Source organism: Enterobacter sp. DVT3837 (genome assembly GCF_056238685.1).
In genome coordinates, this window is the sequence record NZ_JBWDLA010000002.1 from 408,277 (window position 1) to 432,101 (window position 23,825).

At 52.6% G+C, this 23,825-nt stretch carries 19 protein-coding genes and 1 pseudogene; 10 read left to right on the forward strand and 10 right to left on the reverse strand.

Annotated elements, in window-relative coordinates:
- Positions 1 to 53 precede the first annotated feature (53 nt).
- A complete protein-coding gene (dsbB, locus tag AC0XWG_RS16855) occupies positions 54 to 584 on the reverse strand; it encodes a disulfide bond formation protein DsbB (protein WP_028018685.1) in 531 nt (176 codons plus the stop codon).
- Between the two features lie 143 nt (positions 585 to 727).
- Entirely contained in the window at positions 728 to 2,266 is a 1,539-nt protein-coding gene (gene nhaB, locus AC0XWG_RS16860) for a Na(+)/H(+) antiporter NhaB (RefSeq protein WP_128347539.1), read from the reverse strand.
- 201 nt (positions 2,267 to 2,467) lie between these two features.
- Between nhaB and fadR the strand changes: the two genes are divergently transcribed.
- Positions 2,468 to 3,187 carry a fatty acid metabolism transcriptional regulator FadR gene (gene fadR, locus AC0XWG_RS16865; RefSeq protein ID WP_028018687.1) on the forward strand — a complete coding sequence of 240 codons (720 nt, stop codon included), beginning with the start codon at positions 2,468 to 2,470 and terminating at the stop codon, positions 3,185 to 3,187.
- Positions 3,188 to 3,259: 72 nt separating this feature from the next.
- Here the strand turns inward: fadR and AC0XWG_RS16870 are convergent, their stop codons facing one another.
- On the reverse strand, positions 3,260 to 4,792 hold the full coding sequence (locus AC0XWG_RS16870) for a SpoVR family protein (protein WP_024909810.1): 1,533 nt from the start codon (positions 4,790 to 4,792) through the stop codon (positions 3,260 to 3,262).
- A gap of 321 nt (positions 4,793 to 5,113) precedes the next feature.
- Between AC0XWG_RS16870 and AC0XWG_RS16875 the strand changes: the two genes are divergently transcribed.
- Genes AC0XWG_RS16875 through AC0XWG_RS16885 form a run of 3 tightly spaced genes read left to right on the forward strand, consistent with a single transcriptional unit; the run spans position 5,114 to position 7,688 of the window.
- Positions 5,114 to 6,412 (forward strand): D-amino acid dehydrogenase, encoded by a 1,299-nt coding sequence (locus AC0XWG_RS16875; RefSeq protein WP_475680843.1) that lies wholly within the window; start codon positions 5,114 to 5,116, stop codon positions 6,410 to 6,412.
- Between the two features lie 9 nt (positions 6,413 to 6,421).
- A complete protein-coding gene (dadX, locus tag AC0XWG_RS16880) occupies positions 6,422 to 7,492 on the forward strand; it encodes a catabolic alanine racemase DadX (RefSeq protein ID WP_108089702.1) in 1,071 nt (356 codons plus the stop codon).
- Between the two features lies 1 nt (position 7,493).
- Positions 7,494 to 7,688, forward strand: a complete 195-nt coding sequence (locus AC0XWG_RS16885) for a hypothetical protein (RefSeq protein WP_475681114.1) — start codon at positions 7,494 to 7,496, stop codon at positions 7,686 to 7,688.
- Here AC0XWG_RS16885 and AC0XWG_RS16890 read toward each other — a convergent pair.
- Positions 7,605 to 9,272 (reverse strand): annotated as a pseudogene (locus AC0XWG_RS16890) (potassium/proton antiporter); the annotation flags it as partial. The gene AC0XWG_RS16885 and the pseudogene AC0XWG_RS16890 sit on opposite strands and share 84 nt — an antisense overlap.
- A 97-nt stretch (positions 9,273 to 9,369) precedes the next feature.
- Entirely contained in the window at positions 9,370 to 10,284 is a 915-nt protein-coding gene (gene ldcA, locus AC0XWG_RS16895) for a muramoyltetrapeptide carboxypeptidase (RefSeq protein WP_049008564.1), read from the reverse strand.
- Positions 10,285 to 10,391: 107 nt separating this feature from the next.
- On the opposite strand from ldcA, the gene emtA reads away from it, so the two are divergent.
- The gene (gene emtA, locus AC0XWG_RS16900) at positions 10,392 to 11,003 is read left to right on the forward strand and encodes a membrane-bound lytic murein transglycosylase EmtA (protein ID WP_028018692.1); all 612 of its coding nucleotides are present in this window, start codon (positions 10,392 to 10,394) and stop codon (positions 11,001 to 11,003) included.
- Between the two features lie 38 nt (positions 11,004 to 11,041).
- On the opposite strand, the gene ycgR is transcribed toward emtA, so the two are convergent.
- Complete coding sequence (ycgR, locus tag AC0XWG_RS16905) at positions 11,042 to 11,773, reverse strand: flagellar brake protein YcgR (RefSeq protein WP_028018693.1); 732 nt, start codon at positions 11,771 to 11,773, stop codon at positions 11,042 to 11,044.
- 208 nt (positions 11,774 to 11,981) lie between these two features.
- Between ycgR and AC0XWG_RS16910 the strand changes: the two genes are divergently transcribed.
- Both AC0XWG_RS16910 and AC0XWG_RS16915 read left to right on the forward strand, forming a co-directional pair.
- On the forward strand, positions 11,982 to 12,236 hold the full coding sequence (locus tag AC0XWG_RS16910) for a GlsB/YeaQ/YmgE family stress response membrane protein (protein WP_049008565.1): 255 nt from the start codon (positions 11,982 to 11,984) through the stop codon (positions 12,234 to 12,236).
- A 112-nt stretch (positions 12,237 to 12,348) separates the two neighbouring features.
- Positions 12,349 to 14,451 (forward strand): TonB-dependent siderophore receptor, encoded by a 2,103-nt coding sequence (locus AC0XWG_RS16915; protein ID WP_475680844.1) that lies wholly within the window; start codon positions 12,349 to 12,351, stop codon positions 14,449 to 14,451.
- Positions 14,452 to 14,515: 64 nt separating this feature from the next.
- On the opposite strand, the gene AC0XWG_RS16920 is transcribed toward AC0XWG_RS16915, so the two are convergent.
- Positions 14,516 to 16,201: an alpha,alpha-trehalase gene (locus AC0XWG_RS16920; protein ID WP_475680845.1), complete on the reverse strand. Its 1,686-nt coding sequence runs from the start codon at positions 16,199 to 16,201 to the stop codon at positions 14,516 to 14,518.
- Between the two features lie 102 nt (positions 16,202 to 16,303).
- Complete coding sequence (locus tag AC0XWG_RS16925) at positions 16,304 to 17,260, reverse strand: AraC family transcriptional regulator (protein ID WP_128347543.1); 957 nt, start codon at positions 17,258 to 17,260, stop codon at positions 16,304 to 16,306.
- Between the two features lie 115 nt (positions 17,261 to 17,375).
- Between AC0XWG_RS16925 and AC0XWG_RS16930 the strand changes: the two genes are divergently transcribed.
- Positions 17,376 to 18,563 carry an MFS transporter gene (locus AC0XWG_RS16930; RefSeq protein ID WP_049008571.1) on the forward strand — a complete coding sequence of 396 codons (1,188 nt, stop codon included), beginning with the start codon at positions 17,376 to 17,378 and terminating at the stop codon, positions 18,561 to 18,563.
- A 41-nt stretch (positions 18,564 to 18,604) separates the two neighbouring features.
- Here AC0XWG_RS16930 and gap read toward each other — a convergent pair whose 3' ends face one another.
- Together gap and AC0XWG_RS16940 are read right to left on the reverse strand one after the other, a co-directional pair.
- A complete protein-coding gene (gap, locus tag AC0XWG_RS16935; RefSeq protein WP_049008573.1) occupies positions 18,605 to 19,615 on the reverse strand; it encodes a type I glyceraldehyde-3-phosphate dehydrogenase in 1,011 nt (336 codons plus the stop codon).
- Between the two features lie 78 nt (positions 19,616 to 19,693).
- Entirely contained in the window at positions 19,694 to 20,674 is a 981-nt protein-coding gene (locus AC0XWG_RS16940) for a GlxA family transcriptional regulator (RefSeq protein ID WP_475680846.1), read from the reverse strand.
- Between the two features lie 182 nt (positions 20,675 to 20,856).
- On the opposite strand from AC0XWG_RS16940, the gene AC0XWG_RS16945 reads away from it, so the two are divergent.
- A complete protein-coding gene (locus AC0XWG_RS16945; RefSeq protein ID WP_164881331.1) occupies positions 20,857 to 22,734 on the forward strand; it encodes an AAA family ATPase in 1,878 nt (625 codons plus the stop codon).
- Entirely contained in the window at positions 22,727 to 23,821 is a 1,095-nt protein-coding gene (locus tag AC0XWG_RS16950; protein WP_475680847.1) for a hypothetical protein, read from the forward strand. Before AC0XWG_RS16945 ends, AC0XWG_RS16950 begins: the two co-directional genes overlap by 8 nt.
- Positions 23,822 to 23,825: the final 4 nt, after the last annotated feature.

Consider the following 23,825-nt stretch of genomic DNA (forward strand, 5'->3'; position numbering starts at 1 on the left):
AACCCGCCGAGGCGGGTTTTTTATTGTTTGCTGTATGTCGGGTAGCGCTGCGTTTACCTTCCAAACAAATCGCGTTTCTTCGGTTTGAATGGCTGAGCAATCAGCACCAGCAGTGCCACGACGAAGTAGGCCACAAAAATACCCACCAGCCACTGCGGCATCTCCAGGGTCAGGAATTCCCACTGACGAACGGAGCAGTCGCCGGAAGCAACAAACACCTGCGGCAGCCATTTATCCAGCGGTAGCCAGCTCGGGAAGCGGGCGGCGAAATCACAGGTCATAAATGGTGACGGATGCAACTGCATCATGGTGTGCTGCCAGGAGAGTTCAATCCCTTTCCAGGCGCTGTACAACCAGATAGCGATTGCGGCATAGCGCAGCGGTGATTTCGGGGCAATCGCGCCCACCAGACCCGCCCCCATAATGCCAAACAATGCGCAGCGTTCGTAAATACAAAGCACGCAAGGCTTGAGTCCCATTACATGCTGGAACCACAGCGCGACCATTTCCAGCGCAAAGGCGGTCAGGGCCATTAACAACCACGCTCCTCGACCGCGGGAGCACTGGTTTAAAAATCTCAACATAATCATTTCCCTGGAACATGCTTAGAAAGCGCAGTGTAAACGAATTCGTTTTTCGCGCCACCTGTACCTGACGAAATAAAACGTAATTGGATGTTTATCGTGCGAAAAGGCAAACGGGCAGCGAACTGCCCGAGATGCATACTTTATTGCGCCGCAAGTATACCCGCTTGTATCAACCATTGCGTACAGGGAATGAGGGTAATTTTGACGCAAAGCAATCCCACGATCGTGAGCACCAGCGTATAGGGCAGGGCCATCCAGACCATCTTGCCATAAGAAAGTCGTATGAGTGGCGCCAGCGCGGAGGTCAACAGAAAGAGGAAAGCGGCTTGCCCGTTAGGGGTCGCAACCGACGGCAGGTTAGTGCCGGTGTTGATCGCCACAGCCAGCAGCTCAAACTGCCCCGTACTGATGACGCCTTGCTCCATGGCCGCTTTAGCCTCATTGATGTAGACCGTCCCGACAAAGACGTTGTCGGATATCGACGAGAGCAGGCCGTTAAACAGATAAAACAGCGAGAGCTGAGCATCCGGTGCAGCCTGTAAAACAAAGGCAATAATTGGCGCGAAGAGGTGTTGGTCAATAATTACCGCCACAACGGCAAAAAATACAGCTAACAGCGCGGTAAACGGCAAGGCTTCGGTAAACGCCTTGCCGATAGCATGTTCATCCGTTACGCCAGTAAATGTGGCGGCGAGGATAATAACCGAGAGACCAATCAACCCCACTTCAGCAAGATGAAACGCCAGCGCGGCAATAAGCCAGACACCGATGATCCCCTGCGCAATAAGACGCAGTGTCTCCTGGCGCGTCCGCTGGCTACGGCTTTGCAGATCGAATTTATGCAGTTCCTGACGCACCGGGTCCGGGAGTTGTGCGCCATAGCCAAAGAGACGAAACTTCTCCACCAGCATGCAGGTCAACAGACCGCAGATCAGAACCGGTATACTCACCGGTGCCATTCTCAGGAAGAAATCACCAAAATGCCAGCCTGCCGCTTTGGCAATGATCAGGTTTTGGGGTTCACCCACCATTGTCATCACGCCACCCAGGGCGGTGCCGACGCCGGCATGCATCATCAGGCTTCGCAGGAAGGCGCGAAATTGTTCCAGCACTTCCCGGTGGTAAGTATCAACCTGGCTGTCATCCAGCAGATCGTCACCGGGGCGCGAAGAGGCCACCCGGTGGTAAATGCCGTAAAATCCAACGGCAACGCTTATCACCACCGCAACGACCGTCAGGGCATCCAGGAAGGCCGAAAGAAACGCGGCAGCCACGCAGAAGGCCAGCGACAGAAGTGTTTTCGACGGAATGCTGAGCAGCAGGCGGGTAAAGATAAACAGCAGTAGCTGTTTCATGAAGTAGATACCGGCCACCATAAATATCAGCAGCAGAAGCACTTCCAGATTAGAGGCCAGTTCTGCTTTCACATGCTCTGCGCTGGTCATACCGATAACGACCGCTTCAAACGCCAGCAATCCGCCCGGCAGCAGGGGATAACATTTCAGCGCCATTGCCAGGGTAAAGATAAACTCGGCCACCAGCAACCAGCCGGCAATAAACGGGCTCACAATAAAAATGATGGGATTAACGACCAGGAACACCAGCAATAACAGTTTGTACCAGTCGGGTGACTGGCCTAAAAAATTGCGCCACACTGCGCGCCCAAAAGAAATTTCCACGACAGACGTCCTTCCCCGTCAACTCAGACAAAACATGAGTATACGCAAAAATCGCGGCCTGGAGGTGGATAAGTCAGTATTGTAAATTTCACAAAAATGAAACCGCGATCCCTCTTTTCTCTCTTTGCCGCGCTATCTGCTACAGCGTGCCTCTGGTATGATGAGTCCAATTTGCTAAAGCTGTGTAATGGAAATCTCACTATGGTCATTAAGGCGCAGAGCCCGGCGGGTTTCGCGGAAGAGTACATCATTGAAAGCATCTGGAATAATCGTTTTCCTGCGGGATCCATTCTTCCGGCTGAACGCGAACTCTCTGAACTGATTGGCGTCACTCGCACCACGCTGCGTGAAGTGCTCCAGCGACTGGCACGTGATGGGTGGTTGACGATTCAGCACGGCAAACCAACGAAAGTGAACAACTTCTGGGAAACTTCCGGGCTGAACATTCTTGAAACGCTGGCGCGTCTCGACCATGAAAGCGTGCCGCAGCTGATCGATAATCTGCTTTCTGTTCGCACCAACATCGCGACGATCTTTATTCGTACCGCTTTTCGTCAGCATCCTGAAGACGCTCTTGCTGTACTGGCCAGTGCGAACGAAGTTGAAGATCACGCAGATGCGTTTGCAACCCTCGATTACAACGTCTTCCGTGGGCTGGCGTTTGCCTCTGGCAACCCAATTTACGGCCTTATTCTGAACGGTATGAAAGGGCTGTATACCCGCATTGGTCGCCACTATTTTGCTAATCCGGAAGCCCGCAGCCTGGCACTGGGTTTCTACCATAAGCTGAGCAAGCTCTGTTCTGAAGGCCTGCACGATCAGGTCTATGAAACCGTGCGTCGCTACGGCCACGACTCCGGTGAAATCTGGCACCGTATGCAGAAAACGCTACCGGGTGATTTAGCGATTCAAAGTCGTTAAATAAAAAACCTCTCATATGAGAGGTTTTTTTTCGTCGGATGGCGCGACGCTTAGCAGACAAACAGGGCAGAGCTACAGCGTATTCAACCGCGCCGGACAACGCTCAAGTAACTCCACGCTACCATCTTCATTCTGCTGCTCAAGTTGCACGTCAAAGCCCCACAGGCGATGCACATGCTTCAGCACTTCTTTACGCCCTTTATCCAGCGGCGCGCGGTTGTGCGGGATATACCGCAACGTCAGAGAGCGGTCACCGCGTAAATCAACGTTCCATACCTGAATATTGGGTTCAAGATTGCTCAGGTTGTACTGAGAAGAGAGGCGAGAGCGGATCTCACGGTACCCCTCTTCGTTATGGATCGCTGAAATCTCCAGATAATTATTCCGATCATCGTCCAGAACGGTAAAGAAGCGGAAATCACGCATGATCTTCGGCGACATAAACTGGCTGATAAAGCTCTCATCCTTAAAGTCGCGCATGGCGAAATGCAGCGTTTCCAGCCAGTCAGAACCGGCGATATCCGGGAACCAGTACTTGTCTTCTTCTGTGGGTGACTGACAGATACGTTTAATGTCCTGGAACATGGCAAAGCCAAGCGCGTACGGGTTAATCCCGCTGTACCACGGGCTGTTGTACGGCGGCTGGAACACCACATTGGTATGGCTATGCAGGAATTCCATCATAAACCGCTCGGTGACTTTTCCTTCGTCATACAGATGGTTGAGAATGGTGTAGTGCCAGAATGTCGCCCAGCCCTCGTTCATCACCTGGGTCTGTTTTTGCGGGTAGAAATACTGGCTTACCTTGCGCACGATGCGCAGTATTTCACGCTGCCATGGTTCCAGCAGCGGAGCATTCTTCTCCATAAAATAGAGCAGGTTTTCTTGTGGCTCGGACGGATAGCGACGCGCTTCGGCCACCGCTTTCTCTTCCTCACGCTTCGGCAGGGTACGCCACAACATATTCACCTGGCTTTGCAGATACTCTTCGCGGCTTTTCTGCCGGGCTTTCTCCTCCTGCAGGGAGATTTTCTGCGGACGTTTGTAACGATCCACGCCGTAGTTCATCAGCGCATGGCAGGAGTCGAGCAGTTTTTCCACTTCATCCACGCCGTAACGCTCTTCGCAGTCGGTAATGTACTTACGGGCGAAGATAAGGTAATCGACAATAGAACTGGCATCCGTCCAGCTGCGGAACAGGTAATTGTTCTTGAAAAAGGAGTTGTGTCCGTAGCAGGCATGCGCCATGACCAGCGCCTGCATGGTAATGGTGTTCTCTTCCATCAAATAAGCAATACACGGGTTGGAGTTGATGACAATCTCATACGCCAGCCCCTGCTGCCCGTGCTTATACAACCGTTCCGTTTCAATAAATTTTTTACCAAACGACCAGTGAGGATAATTAATCGGCATCCCGACGCTGGAGTAGGCGTCCATCATCTGTTCGGACGTAATGACTTCAATCTGATGCGGATAAGTATCCAGGCGATACAGTTTTGCTACCCGGTCGATTTCGGCGAGGTAGACATCCAGCAGCTCGAAGGTCCAGTCGGGTCCATCGCTCAGACGTGTGTTGTCCTTGTTCAGGGAATCAATAGTAGCCATTAGCGCGCCCTCATTGTGGGTGCTCTCTCTGTCTGGAGAGCCTCCTTTCAAGCATAGATCAACGTGTTAAAAAGCGTGCTGGAGCAGAAATTTTTTCTTTGCGATTTCGCGTTTTTGATACGGCAAATAAACGGTGTCTCGCAGCATATTATGCTGGTTAAAAATAACGCGCAGCAGGAGATCCCAAATTAGCACTATCCCCTGATGCTGGGGGATGTGTGAGGTAAGTCACCATAAAAAAGTCATATGTTGAATAATATTTTCAACTAGGTTATCAATCTGTAATTAGAAGATTGTTCTTTTGCACATAATGGAGTGGCTATGCGTGTTGTCATACTGGGAAGTGGTGTCGTTGGCGTAACCAGCGCCTGGTATTTAAGTCAGGCGGGACATGACGTAACCGTTATCGATCGTGAATCCGGTCCAGCGCTTGAAACCAGCGCGGCAAACGCCGGGCAAATCTCTCCGGGCTATGCGGCGCCGTGGGCGGCACCCGGTGTTCCGCTGAAGGCGATTAAATGGATGTTCCAGCGCCATGCGCCGCTGGCCATCAGCCTTGACGGCACCCAATTTCAGCTGAAGTGGATGTGGCAGATGCTGCGCAACTGCGACACCCGCCACTACATGGAAAACAAAGGGCGCATGGTGCGTCTGGCGGAGTACAGTCGTGATTGCCTGAAAGCCTTGCGCGCGTCGACCGGCATTGAGTACGAAGGCCGTCAGGGCGGGACGCTACAGCTGTTCCGTACGGAGCAACAGTACGAAAATGCGACCCGCGATATCGCCGTGCTGGAAGATGCCGGCGTACCGTACGAGCTGCTGGAAGCGAGCCAGCTTGGTCAGGTTGAACCGGCCCTGGCGGAAGTGACGCACAAACTGACGGGCGGTCTGCGCCTGCCGAATGACGAAACCGGTGACTGCCAGCTCTTTACGCAACGTCTGGCACAAATGTGTGAGCAGGCGGGGGTGAAATTCCGCTTTAACACCTCTGTCGATAAGCTGCTGTCGGAAGGGGAAAAGATTTACGGCGTGAAGTGCGGCGACGAAGTGATCAAAGCTGATGCTTACGTCATGGCGTTTGGCTCGTACTCCACTGCCATGCTGAAAGGCATTCTCGATATTCCGGTCTATCCGCTCAAGGGCTACTCGCTGACCATTCCGGTGAAAGAGGAGAGCGGCGCTCCCGTGTCGACCATCCTGGATGAAACCTACAAGATTGCGATTACGCGCTTCGATAACCGCATCCGCGTCGGCGGCATGGCGGAGATTGTCGGCTTCAACACCGAGCTGCTGAAGCCGCGTCGTGAAACGCTGGAGATGGTGGTGGGGGATCTCTTCCCGCGCGGGGGTTTTGTTGAGCAGGCAACGTTCTGGACCGGCCTGCGTCCAATGACTCCCGACGGCACACCGATAGTTGGGCGCACGCCGTTTAAAAATCTGTGGACCAATACCGGACACGGCACGCTTGGCTGGACGATGGCCTGCGGGTCTGGTCAACTGCTGAGCGACCTGATTTCCGGGCGCACGCCGGCCATTCCGTTTGACGATTTAAGCGCCGCACGCTATCAATCAGGGTTTACGCCGTCACGTCCACAGCACCTGCACGGCGCGCATAACTAAGGAGTCGTCATGTCCCGTCCTGTTCTGGCTCAGCTGGATCTGCAGGCCCTGAAGGATAACCTGCAAATTGTTCGCCGGGCAGCACCTGGTTCACGCGTCTGGTCGGTGGTCAAAGCGAATGCCTACGGCCACGGTATTGACCGTATCTGGAGCGCCCTCAGCGCGACCGACGGTTTTGCGTTACTGAATCTGGAAGAGGCCATTCTGCTGCGTGAACGCGGCTGGAAAGGGCCCATCCTGTTGCTTGAGGGTTTCTTCCACGCCGACGACCTGCCGTTACTTGATAAGTACCGTCTGACCACCAGCGTTCACAGCAACTGGCAAATTAAAGCCCTGCAGGATGCAAAACTGCATGCGCCGCTGGATATTTACCTCAAGGTCAACAGCGGTATGAACCGCCTGGGCTTCCAGCCTGAGCGGGTGCACACCGTCTGGCAACAGCTGCGTGCGCTGAAGAATGTGGGTGAAATGACGTTGATGGCGCACTTTGCCGATGCGGAAAAACCTGATGGCATTGCCGATGCCATGGTGCGTATTGAGCAGGCGGCTGAAGGGCTGGATTGTCCGCGCTCGCTGTCAAACTCAGCCGCCACGCTATGGCATCCTGAAGCCCACTATAACTGGGTACGACCGGGGATTGTCTTGTACGGCGCATCTCCGTCAGGTCAGTGGCAGGATATCGCCAACAGCGGCCTGAAGCCGGTCATGACCCTGCGCAGTGAAATTATTGGCGTGCAGACGCTGAAGGCCGGTGACACGGTGGGCTACGGCAGCCGTTACCGGGCGAAGGGCGAGCAACGGATTGGTATTGTGGCGGGCGGCTATGCCGACGGTTACCCGCGCATCGCCCCGACCGGTACGCCAGTCCTGGTAGATGGTGTGCGCACCGGTACGGTGGGTACCATCTCTATGGATATGCTGGCCGTTGATTTGACGCCATGCCCGCAGGCGGGGATCGGTTCACCGGTTGAGCTGTGGGGTAACGAAATCAAAATTGATGATGTGGCTGCCGCGGCGGGAACGGTGGGGTACGAATTAATGTGCGCGCTGGCACCAAGAGTGCCGGTTGTGACGGTGTAACATATATTCGCCGGGTAGCGCTAGCGCTTACCCGGCAAAAAAACAACTACTCCGCTTCCTCGTCCATTGGCCTCACGCCAACTTTCCTGACCTCGTTATCTTCTTTCTCGGCTACCGTCCAGATCATCCCGGCAAACTCCACCTGGTCACCAACGACGGGGGCTGCACCCAGCAGTTGCTGAATGATTTCCCCTAACGTTTGCTGCTTGTCGCGGTACTCCAGCCCTTCATCCAGACCGTAAATCAGCGCCACATCGGCAAACTTGGCACTCGCTTCCAGAATAAAATCACCAAAGAAGCGCTGATCCAGCGCCACCGGTGGTGACTGACTGAACAGCTTGCCCAGCGCAGGCAGATCGCGCTCGCGGCCAATGACACACAGGATATCGCCTTCGCGCAGACGAGTGCTGCCGGTAGGATGCAGCAGGGCATTATCACGGAACAAGGCGGCAATACGCGTTTCGGCCGGCATATGTAAATCGCGCAGCGATGCTCCCACACACCATTTGTCGGCGCTTAGTTGATAGACGAACTGTTCCCATGGGTTCTCAGGGTGAATGTCCAGCCCCACGCGGGAAACCGGCCAGCCGACAGGAGGGACCACCACTTTGGCTTTTTTCGCTGCCCACCCGAGTGAGGTTCCCTGGAATAGCAGGGAAATCAGTACCACGAAGAACGCCACGTTAAAGAACAACCGCGCATTATCCAGACCGGCCATCATCGGGAAGACGGCAAGAATAATCGGCACCGCACCACGCAGCCCCACCCAACTGATAAAAACCCGTTCACGTAGATTGAAACCGCGAAACGGCAGCAGGCCCGCAAACACCGACAGCGGACGGGCGAAGAAGATCATCCATGCTGAAAGCAACAGCGCCGGAACGGCAATCGGCAACAGGTCTGACGGCGTGACCAGCAGACCCAGCACCAGGAACATGCCGATTTGCGCCAGCCATGCCAGACCGTCGAAATTCTGCAAAATAGCATGACGATTGCGAATCGGACGGTTGCCCATCAGGAATCCGCAGAGATAAACCGCCAGAATGCCGCTGCCGTCCAGCGCCGTGGTAACGGCAAAAATCAGAATGCCGCCGCTCAGCGCCAGCAGAGGGTAAAGCCCCAGAGGAAGCGAGATACGGTTGATCATCTGCTGTAACAGATATCCTCCCGCCAGACCGATGAAAATACCCAGACCGAACTGCTGCAGAATATGCCAGGCAAACATCCAGCTCAGCCCGTTTTCGTGCTGCTGAATCATCTCGATTAACGTGATGGTGAGAAACACCGCCATCGGATCGTTACTGCCGGATTCAATCTCAAGCGTGGAACCGACACGTTCGTTAAGCCCTTTTCCGCCGAGCAGGGAAAACACGGCTGCGGCATCGGTTGAGCCAACGATAGCGCCAATCAGCAAACCTTCCATGATATTGAGATGGAAAAGCCACGCGGCCATCATCCCGGTCAGTCCAGAGGTAATCAACACACCGACCGTGGCGAGCGACAGTGCAGGCCCTAAGGCCACGCGGAACGAACTCGCCTGGGTGCGCATCCCGCCGTCCAGCAGGATCACCGCCAGCGCGAGGTTACTCACCATGTAAGCGAAAGGGTAGTTATCGAATGGGATACCGCCGATGCCATCAATGCCAGCCAGCATGCCGATGGCAAGGAAAATAACAAGAATAGGTATGCCGAGACGCGATGAAAATGAACTTAATAAAATACTGCTGGTTACAAGCACAGAACCCAGAATGAAAAGGCTGATTATCGCTGCGGCATCCAATGTTGTCTTTCTCCCACCTCAATGTTAACGCTGTTACTAAAACCCTAACATATTAACGGTGGCAACAGCGTTTTATTAAGGGGGTTAAACGGTTTTTTTATGCCTTTATGACAGGATGGCCGCTGATGGTTAGTCGACTGCCTGAATCATCATGAATCAGGGCGGCGTGTGCGCCCAGCGCCAGGGTCACAGTCTGCTGCTCATGGCCAAAATCCAGCCCCGTAATAACCGGGATATCCAGCCGCGAGCGAATGAAGTCGACCATAGTCTCAAGAGAATAACCCGCGTCATAATCATTCGGTGCTGAGCCGCTAAAACTGCCCAGTACAATCGCGGACTGACGTTCGAGGATCCCGGCGTGATAAAGCTGCAATAACATACGCTCAACGCGGAACGGATGTTCGTTGATATCTTCCAGCACCAGAATGCCGTCCTCAATTTGCGGTAGCCACGGCGTACCAATCAGCGAGACCAGCATCGCCAGGTTGCCGCCCCAGAGCTGGCCTTCACATTCCCAGTACGGCCCATTGCCTTGCCACTCCACGCTGTAGGTGGGATTACGCAGCGCGCGCCAGAAATGCTCCTGGGTGAAGGGGTCCAGCTCCGGCGCACCGAAATTACCCGCCAGCATCGGGCCGCTGAAGGTGATGACGTTATGCAAGGCCAGCAGCCCAAGCTGGATCGCCGTGAAATCGCTGTGTCCGCAGATCAGCAGCGGATCCTGCAGCTGGCGCTGCGCCAGCCCTTGCCAGTCGATACTCTCCAGTAAGCGGCTCGCACCGTATCCCCCGCGCACCGCGAGCACAATCTGGTTTTCGCCCTTCAGGTTCACCAGACTATTGATATCATTCAGCCTCTGCGCTTCCGTTCCGGCAAAACGCTGAAGACGGCGGGGGATAATCGTCTGATTTTCTACCTGATGGCCGGATTCCAGCAAGCGCTGAACGCCCCGTTGTGCCGCGTCCTGGTTAATGCAGTAACCCGAGGGCGCGATGAGATGAAACTGAGACATGGCAATTCCTTGCTGAATGAGAAACTAATTGTCTATATCATGCCGCTTATACGCCGCCTGCTTCAAGAGGCGGCGCACCGCGATGACCGGCTATAAGGATAGATGACGTGAAATTGAGATGGTTTGCTTTTTTGATTGTGTTGCTTGCTGGCTGTAGTTCAAAACATGATTATCAAAACCCGCCCTGGAACCCTGAAGTGCCCGTAAAACGGGCCATGCAGTGGATGCCGATCAGTGAACAAGCCGGAAAGGCCTGGGGCGTTAGTCCACGACTGATCACGGCGATTATTGCGGTGGAGTCCGGCGGTAATCCAACGCTCGTCAGCAAATCCAACGCGGTGGGGCTGATGCAGCTTAAAGCGTCAACGGCGGGAAAAGAGGTCTACCGTTACATGGGCTGGAGCGGGCAGCCGTCGACCAGTGAGCTGAAGAACCCGGAACGCAACATTTCGATGGGGACCGCCTACCTGAGCATTATGGAGCATGGGGTGCTGAAGGGGATTCAGGACCCGGAAGTGATGCAGTATGCGCTGGTGGTGTCTTATGTAAACGGTGCCGGCGCGTTGCTCAGAACCTTCTCCTCTGACCGGAAAGAGGCGATAGCAGAAATTAATGGTATGGACAAAGATGAGTTCTTTGAGCATGTAGCTAAGAATCACCCGGCACCACAGGCACCTCGTTATATCTGGAAAGTTCAGAAAGCGATGGATGCTATGTAATGCCGTAGACGGGCGGCGGTTACGCTGCCCGACTTTTCTCACAGAACTTTATTGGCGCGTTGCCGCGCTTCCCGCTCCAGTGAATAGATAATACGCTGAAGCTCGCGCTCTGCGCCGGGCCCCACGTTAAGGAAACGGAAGCTCAGGCGTGGCGTAGTGATAGTTTCATTTTTGCTGTCTACGACTTTGCGATCGCTGATGGCAATCAGCTGTGCATCAAAATAAAAGCGACCCCAGCCTCCCATATCCAGTTCTATCTGGGTAAAGCGCATGCCTTCAACCAATCCCTCAGGAGTCGCGGTATCCATCAGCGCGCCCATACCGCCCAGAGACAGATCGAAGAGGCGGAAACGGATCTCTTTTTTGTCAGGCATTTTGGCCTTACAAAAATAGGCTGGCTGAAGTGGAGCGCTGATGCGGAAATACTCACGACGCTGGACAAACCAGAGATTGGTGGGAAGAGGCGTAACAAAAGCAGGAAGCCCCTGGTATTCACTCAGTTCCAGTCGTGGCAGCACAAACTCAACTTTCGCACCCTGAGTTTCGGCCATCACTGCGATATTTTCCGCTTTCAGTGCGGCACGGTTTTCATACTCCTGACTGCCCAGGTCGATAACCAGCCGCTCCTGCGAGGCATCAAGGATCTTGCTGATGAACTGATTATTCGACCAACTGATGCGCAGCGGCACTTCGCCTTTTTGCAGGTCGCGTAATACCCCTAATACAGCCAGCGGATTTTGCTTGAGGAACTGCTCACTGTAATGACTCACGCCGGATGGCTCCTTGAAAGATGACAGACTGTCTTAGCGTTATCGGCAATCAACAATGAAACTTAATACAAACCGGTGAGTTTTTTTTGCCTGTTTAAGCAAAGATAAGTCGGTGAGATGAAAATGGTTTTCCGGCGATGACCTATACTTAAGTTAGCTGTGCAGAAGGTTTTCTGCGCACGCGTTAAACCTGCAAGAGGGCATCGCTATGGGTATCATCGCCTGGATTATCTTTGGTCTAATTGCCGGCGCTATTGCCAAACTGATCATGCCGGGGCGTGATGGTGGCGGTTTTATTTTGACCTGTGTACTCGGGGTCGTTGGTGCGGTTGTGGGCGGCTGGCTGGCGACGATGTTTGGCTTTGGAGGCAACATAAGTGGTTTCGACCTGCACAGTTTTCTGGTCGCTGTCGTGGGTGCCATTGTGGTGCTGGTCATATTCAGGTTACTGCGACGAGCATAAATTGACATAAACGGCTCTCTGCGGAGGGCCGTTTTTTTACCGGAGTATTGATTTGCTAATCTAAATGATAATAATTGTCGTTCCTAATTGTATCTAACAACAAGACGACATTATGAATACCTCACGTTTTGCGCTGTGCGCCCTGGCAGGTGCCGTCACGCTGGCATTACAGGCCCAGGCGATTGCCGAAGAATCCACCATCGTTGTTACGGGCTCAGAGCAGGGCAGCGCGCTACCGGCCTGGACGAACAGCGCCACGAAATCGGCCGTTGCTGAAAGTAAAACGCCGCAGGTCATCACGACCCTCTCTGCGCCGGAAATAGAAAAGCGTCACGCGAATTCGGTGAATGAAATCCTGCGCTATGCCCCGGGCGTCTCAACGGAGGTACGGGGGAATACCTCCTATATGAGCGAATATAAAATTCGTGGCTTTACCGTTGACCAGGAGTTCTACAACGGGCTGCAACTACCCTATAACGTCACCGGAAACACCAAGGCGCGCATCGATCCGCTGTTAATAGACAGCGTTGATATCCTGAAAGGTCCCTCATCGGTCCTATACGGCGGCGGTTCGCCGGGCGGGCTGGTGAATATTCAAAGTAAAAAGCCGCAGCGAGAAGCCCGAACTGAGGTCGGTTTTAACACCGGGAACCGTAATCTGAAAGAGGGCTATCTCGACTCAACCGGACAAATTGCCGGCAGCGACTGGAGTTATCGTCTGCTGGGTAAAGCGACGGAAAATGACGATCAGCCGCACACTACCCGGTATGAAAACTACCTGATTGCCCCATCTGTCACCTGGCAACCGGACAGTAAAACCCGCCTCACCCTGGATGCCCTGGCGCAAAATACCCCGAGCCTGACCCCGTCTAACCCTCTGCCGATCGCTTACCTGCGCTCGAAATACGCGGGCAAGCGCGATTACGCCGGAGATGAGTGGAATGGATTTAAGCAGCGTCAGTGGATGTTGGGCTACAGCTTCGAACACGAATTTGACAGCGGTTGGGGCTTTAATCAGAAAGCGCGCTATTTCGACGTTGATACCCACCAGCGCAGCGCCTACGCGACAGGGACAGGAAGCGAGGTATACCAGCTCAACCGCTTTGCCTACACCACCGATGAAGACCTTAAGAGCTTTAACATCGATAACCAGGTGACCAAAACCGTTACGCTGGGTGACTGGAAACACCATCTGCTGGCCGGGTTTGACTATCAGAAGCTGAACTCCCATTTCCACTATCGCTACGCGTCGGCCACGCCGGGTATGGATATGCGTCATCCTGACTATTCGCAGATCCAGGAAAGCGCGCTGGGGCTCTACACCGCCCAGAAAAACCGTCTCAGCTACCAGCAAAACGGTTATTACCTGCAGGATCAGATGGAATTTGGCGGCCTCAATCTGCTGGGCAGCTTGCGCTACGACGATTACCGCTCCGTCACCACCAACTATCTGCAAAACGGCGATAAAGCCTGGGTATCGCAGGACCGCGTTACCAAACGCCTGGGGGCGCTTTACGCCTTCGACAACGGGATTTCGCCATTTATCAGCTACTCAGAAGGTTTTGCGCCGGTGTCACCGCAGGGAACGCTCGTGGCGAAAGACGTCAAACCGACCACCAGCAAGCAGGTGGAAGGCGGGGTAAAATATCTGCTGGCCGACTACGCCACCACCTTTACCGCCTCGGTGTTTAACATCCGTCAGAAAAACGTCGTCACCTCCGATCCGGGCTTCCTGAACTATCGTCAGACCGGGGAAGTGGAATCAAAAGGGGCAGAACTGTCCGCCATCAGCCGTCCGATGGAAAACCTTACGCTGATTGCTAACTATGCCTACACCCACGCGATCAATACGGAAGATGACAAGTACAAAGGGAAACGTCCAACGCAGGTGCCGGAAAATGCCTTTAATCTCTGGGGGGATTACACCTTTGAGAACACGGCGTTGAAAGGGTTGATGCTGGGTGCGGGCGCACGCTACACCGGGCCGATGGAAATCTCTCCTGCTAACGATGCGGGTAAACTGGGTGGTGCAACGCAGTACGATCTGGCGGCTTCGTACCGGATGGGGGAAATTATGCCTTCGCTGGCAGGGCTGACGCTTAAGGCCAGCGCACAGAACATCACCAACAAAGAGACGCTAACCTGCTACGACGCGACCAACTGCTGGATTGGGGGTGACAGGACGTATCAGCTAGGGGCGAGTTACAGTTTCTAAGCAAAGCCCGGTGAGTACAAAACGTAGGCCGGGTAAGGCGTAGCCGCCACCCGGCAATACTCACTTACTGCGCCGTCGCTTTCACCGGTGCCACCTCATCATTTGCCGCAGGCTGATTTTCCGGCACGCTGTCACACGGTTTCGCTTTCGGACACACCCGATCCAGCATCTTCAGCGTTACGCCGTTACTCCAGCCGAAGCCGTCCTGCAGCGGATACTCGCCTCCGCCGCCACCGGTCCCGGTTGTCGACACGTCATACTTCTCGACCAGTTTCTTTTCGCGGTCGTAAGTATGCTGAACGTTCTTCAGGAAGCGCCAGGTTACCTCCATCGAGACCTTCTCTTGCCCGTAATTCTGCAGACCTTCCGCGGCCACCCACTGCAGCGGGGCCCAGCCGTTTGGCGCATCCCACTGCTGACCACTGTTGATGGTGGTGGTGGAAATCCCGCCCGGTTTCAACAAGCGAGACGAGGTTGCGGCTGCCACTTTGTCGGCCCGATCCTGTGCCGCCGCCTTCACGTAAAGTGGGAACAGGGCTGCCGCCGTGAGTTGATTACGCACCTTTTTGCTCTTGAGATCGTAATCGGCGTACCAGCCCTCTTTATCATTCCACAGATGGCTCTCGATGGCTTTCTGACGCGCGGTTGCCAGCGTTTCGTATTTGCTCGCGCTGGCGGCATCGCCACTCTCCTGGCTTGCCCGCGCCAGCAGTTTTTCCATCTTGAACATCAGGGCATTCAGATCGACGGGCACAATACTGGTGGTCCGGATCGTGCCGAGCTTTTGCGGATCGTCCATCCAGCGGGAGCTAAAATCCCAGCCCGAAGCCGCAGCGGAACGTAAATCACGGTAGATCTCCGTCGCGGGACGGTTAGGGTTACTTTTGGCGGTATTCACATCGTCAAGCCAGGACTCCGGGCGCGGAGTATCGCGGTCATCCCAGTAGCGGTTGAGAATAGTGCCATCATCCAGTTTCACCACCCGTTTACTGGCTTGCCCCGGCTGAAGGGCATCTACGCCATCCATCCAGTAAGCGTACTCTTTCTCCATCTGCGGACGATATTTCTTCAGCGCATCGCTGTCGTGGGTCGCCAGCAGCTCAACCATCATTGAGAAAAACGGTGGCTGGGAGCGGCTCAGGTAGTAGCTACGGTTGCCGTTGGGAATGTGGCCGAAGGTGTCAATCTCATACGCAAAGTTATCCACCATGTCGCTGATTTTGTCCCAGTGATTGCTTTCCGCCAGGCCCAGCATGGTGAAATAGCTGTCCCAGTAGTAGACCTCACGGAAACGCCCGCCGGGCACCACGTAAGGTTTGGGTAACGGCAGAAGGGAATCCCATATGTTGCTGGCTTTATCCGTGGTGCGCGTCAGTACGGGCCAGAGATCGTCAATGTGCTCACGTAAACTTTGTCCAGCAGGCGGAACATATTTTTCCCCTTCCGCAGGGAGCGTGAAGTTCATCTCGACAAAGTGGCGTAAGTCAAAGCTGGACTGCGTGTGCTGCATCCGATAATCCGCCAGAATCATTAGCGGGTCGCTTTTAGGGATGGCATCAGCGAAGGTTTTCTGATCGGGAAACAGTTTGGCACTTTGCACATCATTGAAAAGAGGGCCCAGCAAGATATCAGGTGAGGTTGTCTGGGTCGCGGGGCTATCGTCGGCATAACCCAATGTCGTTACGCCGAGCAGCGCGCCGCCTAACGCAAGGGGCAAGAACGCAGGGCGTAGTGTACGAGGTCTTATCATTAGTTCGTCTCCTGTCTTCACTAAACAGCGTGACCGCTGTTGTCAATCACCTGAAAACCTTAGACGAATATTGCCTGCTTCGCGTTAAATATTGCTGTTCGGTCAGGCCTCTTCCGGCGTCTGGCTGGTTTCCCGCAGCGTGCCCGGCGCATGTCCAATAATGCGCTTAAATGCCCGGCTAAATGCCGCCAGAGAGCCGTATCCCAGCCGCAGCGCGACGGTTTCAATCGGCTGATTTTCGTGTCGAATGTACTGAATGGCCAGCCTCATCCTCAGCTCGCTGAGATATTTTGCCGGCGTAGTTCCCGTCGCCGCCAGAAACCGTTCTGCGAATACAGAACGGGAAGTCCCCGCTTCTTTTGCCAGGTCTGCCACGCTCCAGTTCAGGCCAGGCTGCTGGTGCATAGCGTAAATGGCGCGGCTCAGGCGTGGGTCACGCAGTACCTGCACCCAGCCGGTGGCTTTGCCACAGCCGCCTTCAACCCAGCCACGTACGATTAACGCTGCCACCACGTCGGCCAGTCGCGCCAGGATCCCCGCGTACCCGGCCTGACGCGCCACGGATTCCCGCTCCATCGCCGCCAGCAACGGATGGATCTCCGGCCAGGTGGACATCAACCGGCTGACCATCATCACTTCCGGCATCGCCTTGATCAGCGGCTGCATCCCGCCCAGCTCAAAATCCATGCACCCGCTAAAGATGATGGTGTTCTCGCTTTCCGGGCAGGGCTCGCAGGTGATGGCACACACCGAGCTGCAGATGGGCTCGCTGGGAAAGGCGTTAATGGGCGTAATGGTCGCCTGCTCGTCTGAGAGCAGGGCATGGGAATTGCCGGCAGGAATAAAAAGGGCGTCACCACTGCTCAGTTCGAACGTTGCACCGCTCTCCATTCGCAGCAGTGCGCTACCGTGGCTTACAAAATGAAACTGCGCCCTACCGGGCGCCTGATGGAACGCGACGCCAAACGGTGCACTGGCCTGGATGCGCCGGTATTTCACACCTGACAGGCGCATGCCGCGTAAAAGTTCGCTGATCAGGTCGGGTGACTGTACGGTCATGGCGCAACTCCGGACGAATAATCAATAAGTGGAGATTATATGTCATAGATCGTCCAGGGTGAACCTTCTATGCTTTTGCGACAGTTGTCACATTTTAATAACGGGAGAACAACAGATGAATTCATGTGTCGCGGCGAGAGAGGCCATCGCGCCTGCAAAACCCGCCTGGCGAGCGGTCTATTCACTGGGGCTGGGAGTGTTTGGGTTGATTACGGCAGAATTTCTGCCCGCCAGTTTGCTGACGCCGATGGCTGCGAGCCTGGGGGTAAGTGAGGGGATGGCCGGTCAGGCCGTAACCGCCACCGCACTGGTGGCGCTGGTCACGGGATTGCTGATCACGCCGGCCACCAAAAACATCGACCGCCGCTGGGTATTGATGTTTTTCTCCGTGCTGCAAATCATCTCCAGCCTGCTGGTGGCTTTTGCGCCCAGCCTGCACGTCCTGCTGATGGGGCGATTGCTGCTGGGGGTTGCCATCGGCGGATTCTGGGCGATGTCGACGGCCACGACGATGCGTCTGGTTCCTGCGGATAAAGTGCCGAAAGCGCTGGCGGTGATCTTCTCCAGTGTATCAATTGCCACCGTAGTTGCTGCCCCACTGGGAAGCTATCTGGGTAGCCTGATCGGCTGGCGTAACGTCTTTATTCTCTGCATTCTGCCAAGTATGCTGGCGCTGCTGTGGCAGCTCTGGGTGCTGCCTTCCATGAAACCGGAGAGCAGCGGTAGCCTGAGTACGCTGTTCCGGGTGCTGCGTCGTCCGGGGATGATCGGCGGCATGCTGGCGACCATCCTGATCTTCAGCGGCCACTTTGCCTTCTTTACCTACCTGCGTCCGTTCCTGGAAACAGTAGGTCAGGTAAGCGTTGAGAGTATTTCACTGATCCTGCTGGGTTTTGGACTCGCCAATTTTGTGGGCACCTCTGTCGCCGGGCACCTGCTGGCACGTAATCTGCGCCTGACGCTGGCGCTGGTACCGTTTGCGATGGGCGTACTCGCCCTCACGATGGTGGCGTTTGGTCATCTGGCGATGCTGGATGGATTCCTGGTTGCGTTGTGGGGCTTTGCGTTTGGTCTGGTTCCGGTGGGCTGGTCAACCTGGCTTGCTACCACCGTTCCGGATGAAGCCGAAAGTGCAGGGGGGTTGCTGGTGGCCTCAATTCAGCTGGCAATCAGTGCGGGTGCGGCCGGGGGCGGGGCGGTATTTGACCTCAACGGTGCCAGCGGCGTATTTGCCGGAAGTGGTTTCCTGCTGGTGACGGCGATGGTGATTGTGTTTATGGGTGTGAGAGTGAAGGCGGAGTAATAAATTTGCCGGGTAAGCGTTATCGCTACCCGGCTTCAGAGTTACAACCCTTTCTTATCCATCCACAAAGCCAGATCTACCAGGCGGTTTGAGAATCCCCACTCGTTGTCATACCACGCCAGGATCTTCACCATATTCCCGCCAATCACCAGCGTGGAAAGCCCGTCGATAATTGAGGAGCGTGGGTCGCCCTGGTAATCGCTGGAGACCAGCGGTTCATCGCTATATCCCAGAATGCCTTTCAGTGGCCCGCTGGCGGCAGCGTGACGAAACGCGTCATTCACCTCTTCAACAGTCACGTTACGGCTTAGCGTTACCGTTAAATCCACAATCGATACCACTGGAACCGGCACGCGCAGGGAGTAGCCGGTCAGTTTACCGTCCAGGGAAGGGATGACTTTCCCCAGCGCTTTTGCCGCACCGCTGGAGTACGGAACGATTGACAGGGCTGCAGCACGTGCCCCGCGCAGATCTTTTTCAGGCTGATCGTGCAGCGCCTGACTGTTGGTATAAGCATGGGTCGTGTTCATCAGACCATGTTCAATCCCGAACTGTTGATGTAGCACTTGCGCAGCCGGAGCCAGGCCGTTAGTGGTACAACTCCCGTTGCTTACGACAACATGCCGGGCAGGATCGTACTGCTCGTGATTGACCCCCATCACTATCGTCAGATCATCGTTTTTTCCGGGAGCGGAGATGATAACGCGCTTAGCGCCACCGTGGGTGATATGCACAGCCGCTTTTTCCCGTTCAGTAAAGAAGCCGGTGGCCTCAATTACCACGTCAACACCGGCATCACGCCACGGAATATTCGCCGGGTCGCGTTCGCTATATACGGTAATTCGCTGACCATCCACCTGCAACGCGCCGTCAGCCGCTTCAACGGGAACCGGCAGGGTACCGAGAAGGGAATCGTGTTTGAGCAGATGGGCGAGGGTTTTGCTGTCCGTCAAATCGTTAATGGCCACGATCTGCAGATCCGCGTTGCCCAGCGCCGCGCGCAGGAAATTACGTCCAATACGGCCGAAACCGTTAATACCGACCTTAACCATGGTGCACTCCTTATCTGTGTTGTCTGGAGTCACTGTAGGCGTCAGGTCGAATGGCGTAAATGACAAAAAAGGATCAGATTACGCCATTTTCCGGCAATGAAAGCGCTGGCGGTACTCACCCGGTGTGAGGTGGAGCTGTTTCTCAAACACGCGTCGCAAATTAATACTGCTGCCAAACCCGGTTCGCTCAGCAATAAGCTCAAGGGGATCCCGGGTCTGCTCCAGCATCTGTCGGGCGGCAGCCAGACGCGCTTCAGTGACGTAGCGGGCCGGAGAAACCCCGGTCTCACGAGTAAACACACGGGTGAAATTGCGCGGGCTCATCGCCGCTTTCCCGGCCAGATTTTCCACGCACAGGTCTTCCGTGAGGTTTTGCAGGATCCAGGTTTGCAACGCACTGAGCGGGCCAGAATCGCCGGGTTGCTGAAGGCTATAACGGCTGAACTGCAGTTGCCCACCGGGGCGGCGCAGATACATCACCATATCCTGCGCCACGTCGCGGGCGAGGGTAAAGCCATAGTCATCTTCCACCAGTGCCAGAGTCAGATCGAACCCGGAACTTACGCCGCCAGAGGTCCAGACAGGACCATCCTGAACATACAGCGGACCACTTTCGACCCTGATAGCCGGATACTGAGCTTGCATTGTCTCCAGCAGCCGCCAGTGGGTGGTCGCGCGACGACCATCGAGCAATCCCGTCTGGGCCAGCAGCATCGCACCGCCACAAATTGACGCTATCCGCCGCGCATGCGGCGCAGCCAGGTGCAGCCAGTCCACCACAGCGGTGCTTTCCTGTTCATTCATACCGCGACCGGTGATGATAATCGTATCCAGCGGTTCACGCGGGTCCAGTTCCGGCAGACGATAGTCCGCCAGCAGGTTCAGACCGGACTGGCCGTGGATCACCTGGTGAGGCTGCGTGGTGGCGATGATAATGCGATAGCGGGGATGCGAAATACCTTCCGGATGCAGTCGATTGGCCTGCATCAGAATGTCAGCGATACCGGCGGCTTCAAACAGCATGCCGCCGTCAGGAACAATAATCAGTATTTTCTTCATGTCCTGAAAAGTACCTTTATTGCAGAATAAGTCAAGCTGCATAATGAAGAGGCTGAATCGGGTAGAATCGTTTGACTCCACGGTAAAGGATAAGAATGACGATACGGATCAGGAGAACACTGCAACGTTGCGCAGTTATGTCACTAAAGTACTTTGTATCTTCAGACGATAATGACAAGGTAATGCAAGAAAATGTTGCGCAGTTTTTTTGGAAATTATCACTATCTGAAGGGCATTTTATGGAACTTATCTATTCTTATCTGCATTCCTGCTGGGGGGAAAAGTTTGCTTTAGGACTTAATCTTTCTCAAAAGATTCATTGTGAGTATGATTTTGCAACAAAGAAAATAGTCGTGCAGGAGAAAAAGACGACAGATTTAACCCATTTCTTTGGTAGCGGAATATCAAACGTCACTGCAATTGTTGGACGCAATGGTGTAGGGAAATCGACCATCCTTCGTCTGTTAGGTTTAAAAAAAAGTGACCTCAATGATATTTATCGCACGGATGAAGCAGTATGGTTTTGCCTCTATCATATTGAGGGGAAAATCTATGCACTAGAAGGAATTAGTTCTGGGGAGCTTTTTGATGATAGTATTCTCCAACGCCGGAAAGGATACTTTGCCTATATTCTTGTTGAGCATGACGGACAACTTTATTACAAAAGCCATCTTCAGGATTATACGAACGACTTTGAAAATAAGTTAGTGGTTCTTTTTAATCCTGATATGAAGGTAAGGCAGCGTTATGAATCCGAGTATAATAATTATGGATTCAAACGTGAATATATTAATATCTCGACAAGGGCAATGTATGAATTCTTGACTTTCCAGGAAGAATTCGCAGAGTTTAAAAGCCGAAAATGGCATTATGAATTAAAAATAAATAACAACTTCAGGAATAACAGGATGTCTTCTGAAAGAATCCTTAAGTTATTCAGGGATAAGGATTTTTATACTGAAGAGGAAATTCCTTTTCCACATACAATATATACAGAAAGACTAAAGGGAAGTAAACCGCATTTTATTTTGCATTTAATCGAAATGCTCATTAATGACCTTTTTATTGACACCGTGGAACCTGGGCGTACAGAGATTTTAGACGAACAGGTAGATCAGAAGTTTGTTGAACGCTATCTTAATGAAATTGGAGAGTTGTTTGACGGCGATCTTATGAATTTTTCTGAAGTTCGACACTATCTGTCAAATATTATGCTCCGTTTTATCTCTGTAGCAGAAGATATCATCGGGATAGATGAAGAGATCGATTGGCCAGTCGTGATCAAAATACTCGAATCTTTACCAGATGAGTGGTTTAAAAATAGTCATGGATATATTCAACTTGCTATCCCTTGTACACCTGAAGCATATAAATATGATGTTATTTCACTTCTTGATGAGTTAGCTAAAGCACGTTTTACTACACCAGTGAAATGCACTTCTCCTCTGATGAGTTCAGGGCAAACGGCATTGGTCGAAAAAATTTCAAGTATTCGTTATGCCATAAACAATCAGCTTTCATATGACCGAGCAAAAAATATCATTTTATTACTTGATGAATATGAGGCGCATCTACATCCGGAATGGATAAGACGTTTTTTTGATTATTTGATAACGATGCTCAGTCAATTTAAAGAGGACGTAAAAATACAAGTGGTTATCGCTACGCACACACCTTATATCATTAGTGAATTACCTAAAGAAAATATTATAAAGTTAGTCTGGAAGAATAACCGGAGGGTAACTGAAAATTGTCATTTCGGATTTGGTAGTAATATATTTGATATCATTAGTGACAGCTTTTTCCTTGATAACTCCCTTGGCGCCTTTGCCCGGAAAAAAATTGATGGCGTCATAGAGATGCTTGCATCTGAAGAGCCGAAAGGATCTGAGGAATTAATTGAATGCCTTCGAATCATTGAGCTTGTGGATGATCCGTACCTGCAATCAAAACTGCAACAATTGGTGGATGTTAAATATCCACAAAGACAACATGAAAAGGAGATTGAAAGGCTCAAAAAAAGAATTATTGAACTGGAAAGGAGTAATTACAATGATTGAGTTTTCAAGTGAAAGTATTTTTGACGGTGATTTTTGTCAGGAATATAATGCACTCCTTCGCGAGAAAATAAAACCTTTTAAATTAAGCGTTTCATCCGAAAGCGTGGATTTTACTGAGGATGCGCTGTCATACCTCCTGATCAATCCTTTCGACAGCGCCTTGAGAGAGAAGCAGGACGTTTTTTTTGATAAATACTATAATGTGATGCAATTTCTGCTCCACAGTGAAGCTTATTATGATTTTTTTAAAAATATTTTTGTTTCAGAAGGATTACCTTCTAACATATATCTTGGGAAATTGCGTGAGGAGCGCCGTAGAGTCATTGAACAGTATATAAAACCATATTTACCTCAACTTTCGACGATGCCTGCGGATGATGCATGTCGTACGGCTGTTAACTATAAAAAGATGTATGATAATGTCGATTCATATCGCAGGAGCTTAAGCAATGACATTAACAAGCATATATCCTATAAAAAAATAGACGATCAAATACGTAGCTTTGTTATTAGAAATATCAATCTACGCATATGTCCATACTGCAACCGCAACTACTGCGATTTCTATCATTTTGAGAAGAAACAAAAAAATGTCGCAGCTTTAGATCACTTTTATCCACAAAAAAAATTCCCTTTATACGCTGTTTCGCTGCACAATTTTGTTCCTTCCTGTTATTATTGCAACAGTATGCTAAAAAAAGACAGACTGTATCCATTAAAATCAGTTTATGTGACTGACTCTGTCGAAAAGACGTATTTTAAAATTGTGCCAACGAGTCTGTCGGGACTGCTTGGTGAAAAGGACGACTTTTTAGTGTGTACCAGCAAAGCGTCTATGCAGGATCGCCTAAAGGGTTACGTTTTCAGGCATGAGTCTATCTATGAAAATCATAAGCAAGAGATAACATTATGGCTCAAAAGAAAAGCTCTCCACAACGACGGATATCGTTCTCATCTGAGTACAATTCTTAAGAAAAACATTTCCGATGATGAACTAAAAATGATGTTGTTTGATACAACAGGCAATGCGGATGACTTTAAAACTAAACCCTTATCCCGAGCGAAAAAAGATATCCTGGATTTATAGACTG

What these genes read in the sequence shown, in the direction of transcription:
- dsbB (WP_028018685.1), bottom strand. Translation starts at nt 584, where the DNA reads ATGTTGAGATTTTTAAACCAGTGCTCCCGCGGTCGAGGAGCGTGGTTG.
- fadR (WP_028018687.1), top strand. Translation starts at nt 2,468, where the DNA reads ATGGTCATTAAGGCGCAGAGCCCGGCGGGTTTCGCGGAAGAGTACATC.
- AC0XWG_RS16930 (WP_049008571.1), top strand. Translation starts at nt 17,376, where the DNA reads ATGAATTCATGTGTCGCGGCGAGAGAGGCCATCGCGCCTGCAAAACCC.
- AC0XWG_RS16920 (WP_475680845.1), bottom strand. Translation starts at nt 16,201, where the DNA reads ATGATAAGACCTCGTACACTACGCCCTGCGTTCTTGCCCCTTGCGTTA.
- AC0XWG_RS16940 (WP_475680846.1), bottom strand. Translation starts at nt 20,674, where the DNA reads ATGAAGAAAATACTGATTATTGTTCCTGACGGCGGCATGCTGTTTGAA.
- AC0XWG_RS16945 (WP_164881331.1), top strand. Translation starts at nt 20,857, where the DNA reads ATGCAAGAAAATGTTGCGCAGTTTTTTTGGAAATTATCACTATCTGAA.
- AC0XWG_RS16875 (WP_475680843.1), top strand. Translation starts at nt 5,114, where the DNA reads ATGCGTGTTGTCATACTGGGAAGTGGTGTCGTTGGCGTAACCAGCGCC.
- AC0XWG_RS16925 (WP_128347543.1), bottom strand. Translation starts at nt 17,260, where the DNA reads ATGACCGTACAGTCACCCGACCTGATCAGCGAACTTTTACGCGGCATG.
- AC0XWG_RS16910 (WP_049008565.1), top strand. Translation starts at nt 11,982, where the DNA reads ATGGGTATCATCGCCTGGATTATCTTTGGTCTAATTGCCGGCGCTATT.
- gap (WP_049008573.1), bottom strand. Translation starts at nt 19,615, where the DNA reads ATGGTTAAGGTCGGTATTAACGGTTTCGGCCGTATTGGACGTAATTTC.
- AC0XWG_RS16950 (WP_475680847.1), top strand. Translation starts at nt 22,727, where the DNA reads ATGATTGAGTTTTCAAGTGAAAGTATTTTTGACGGTGATTTTTGTCAG.
- AC0XWG_RS16870 (WP_024909810.1), bottom strand. Translation starts at nt 4,792, where the DNA reads ATGGCTACTATTGATTCCCTGAACAAGGACAACACACGTCTGAGCGAT.
- ldcA (WP_049008564.1), bottom strand. Translation starts at nt 10,284, where the DNA reads ATGTCTCAGTTTCATCTCATCGCGCCCTCGGGTTACTGCATTAACCAG.
- dadX (WP_108089702.1), top strand. Translation starts at nt 6,422, where the DNA reads ATGTCCCGTCCTGTTCTGGCTCAGCTGGATCTGCAGGCCCTGAAGGAT.
- AC0XWG_RS16915 (WP_475680844.1), top strand. Translation starts at nt 12,349, where the DNA reads ATGAATACCTCACGTTTTGCGCTGTGCGCCCTGGCAGGTGCCGTCACG.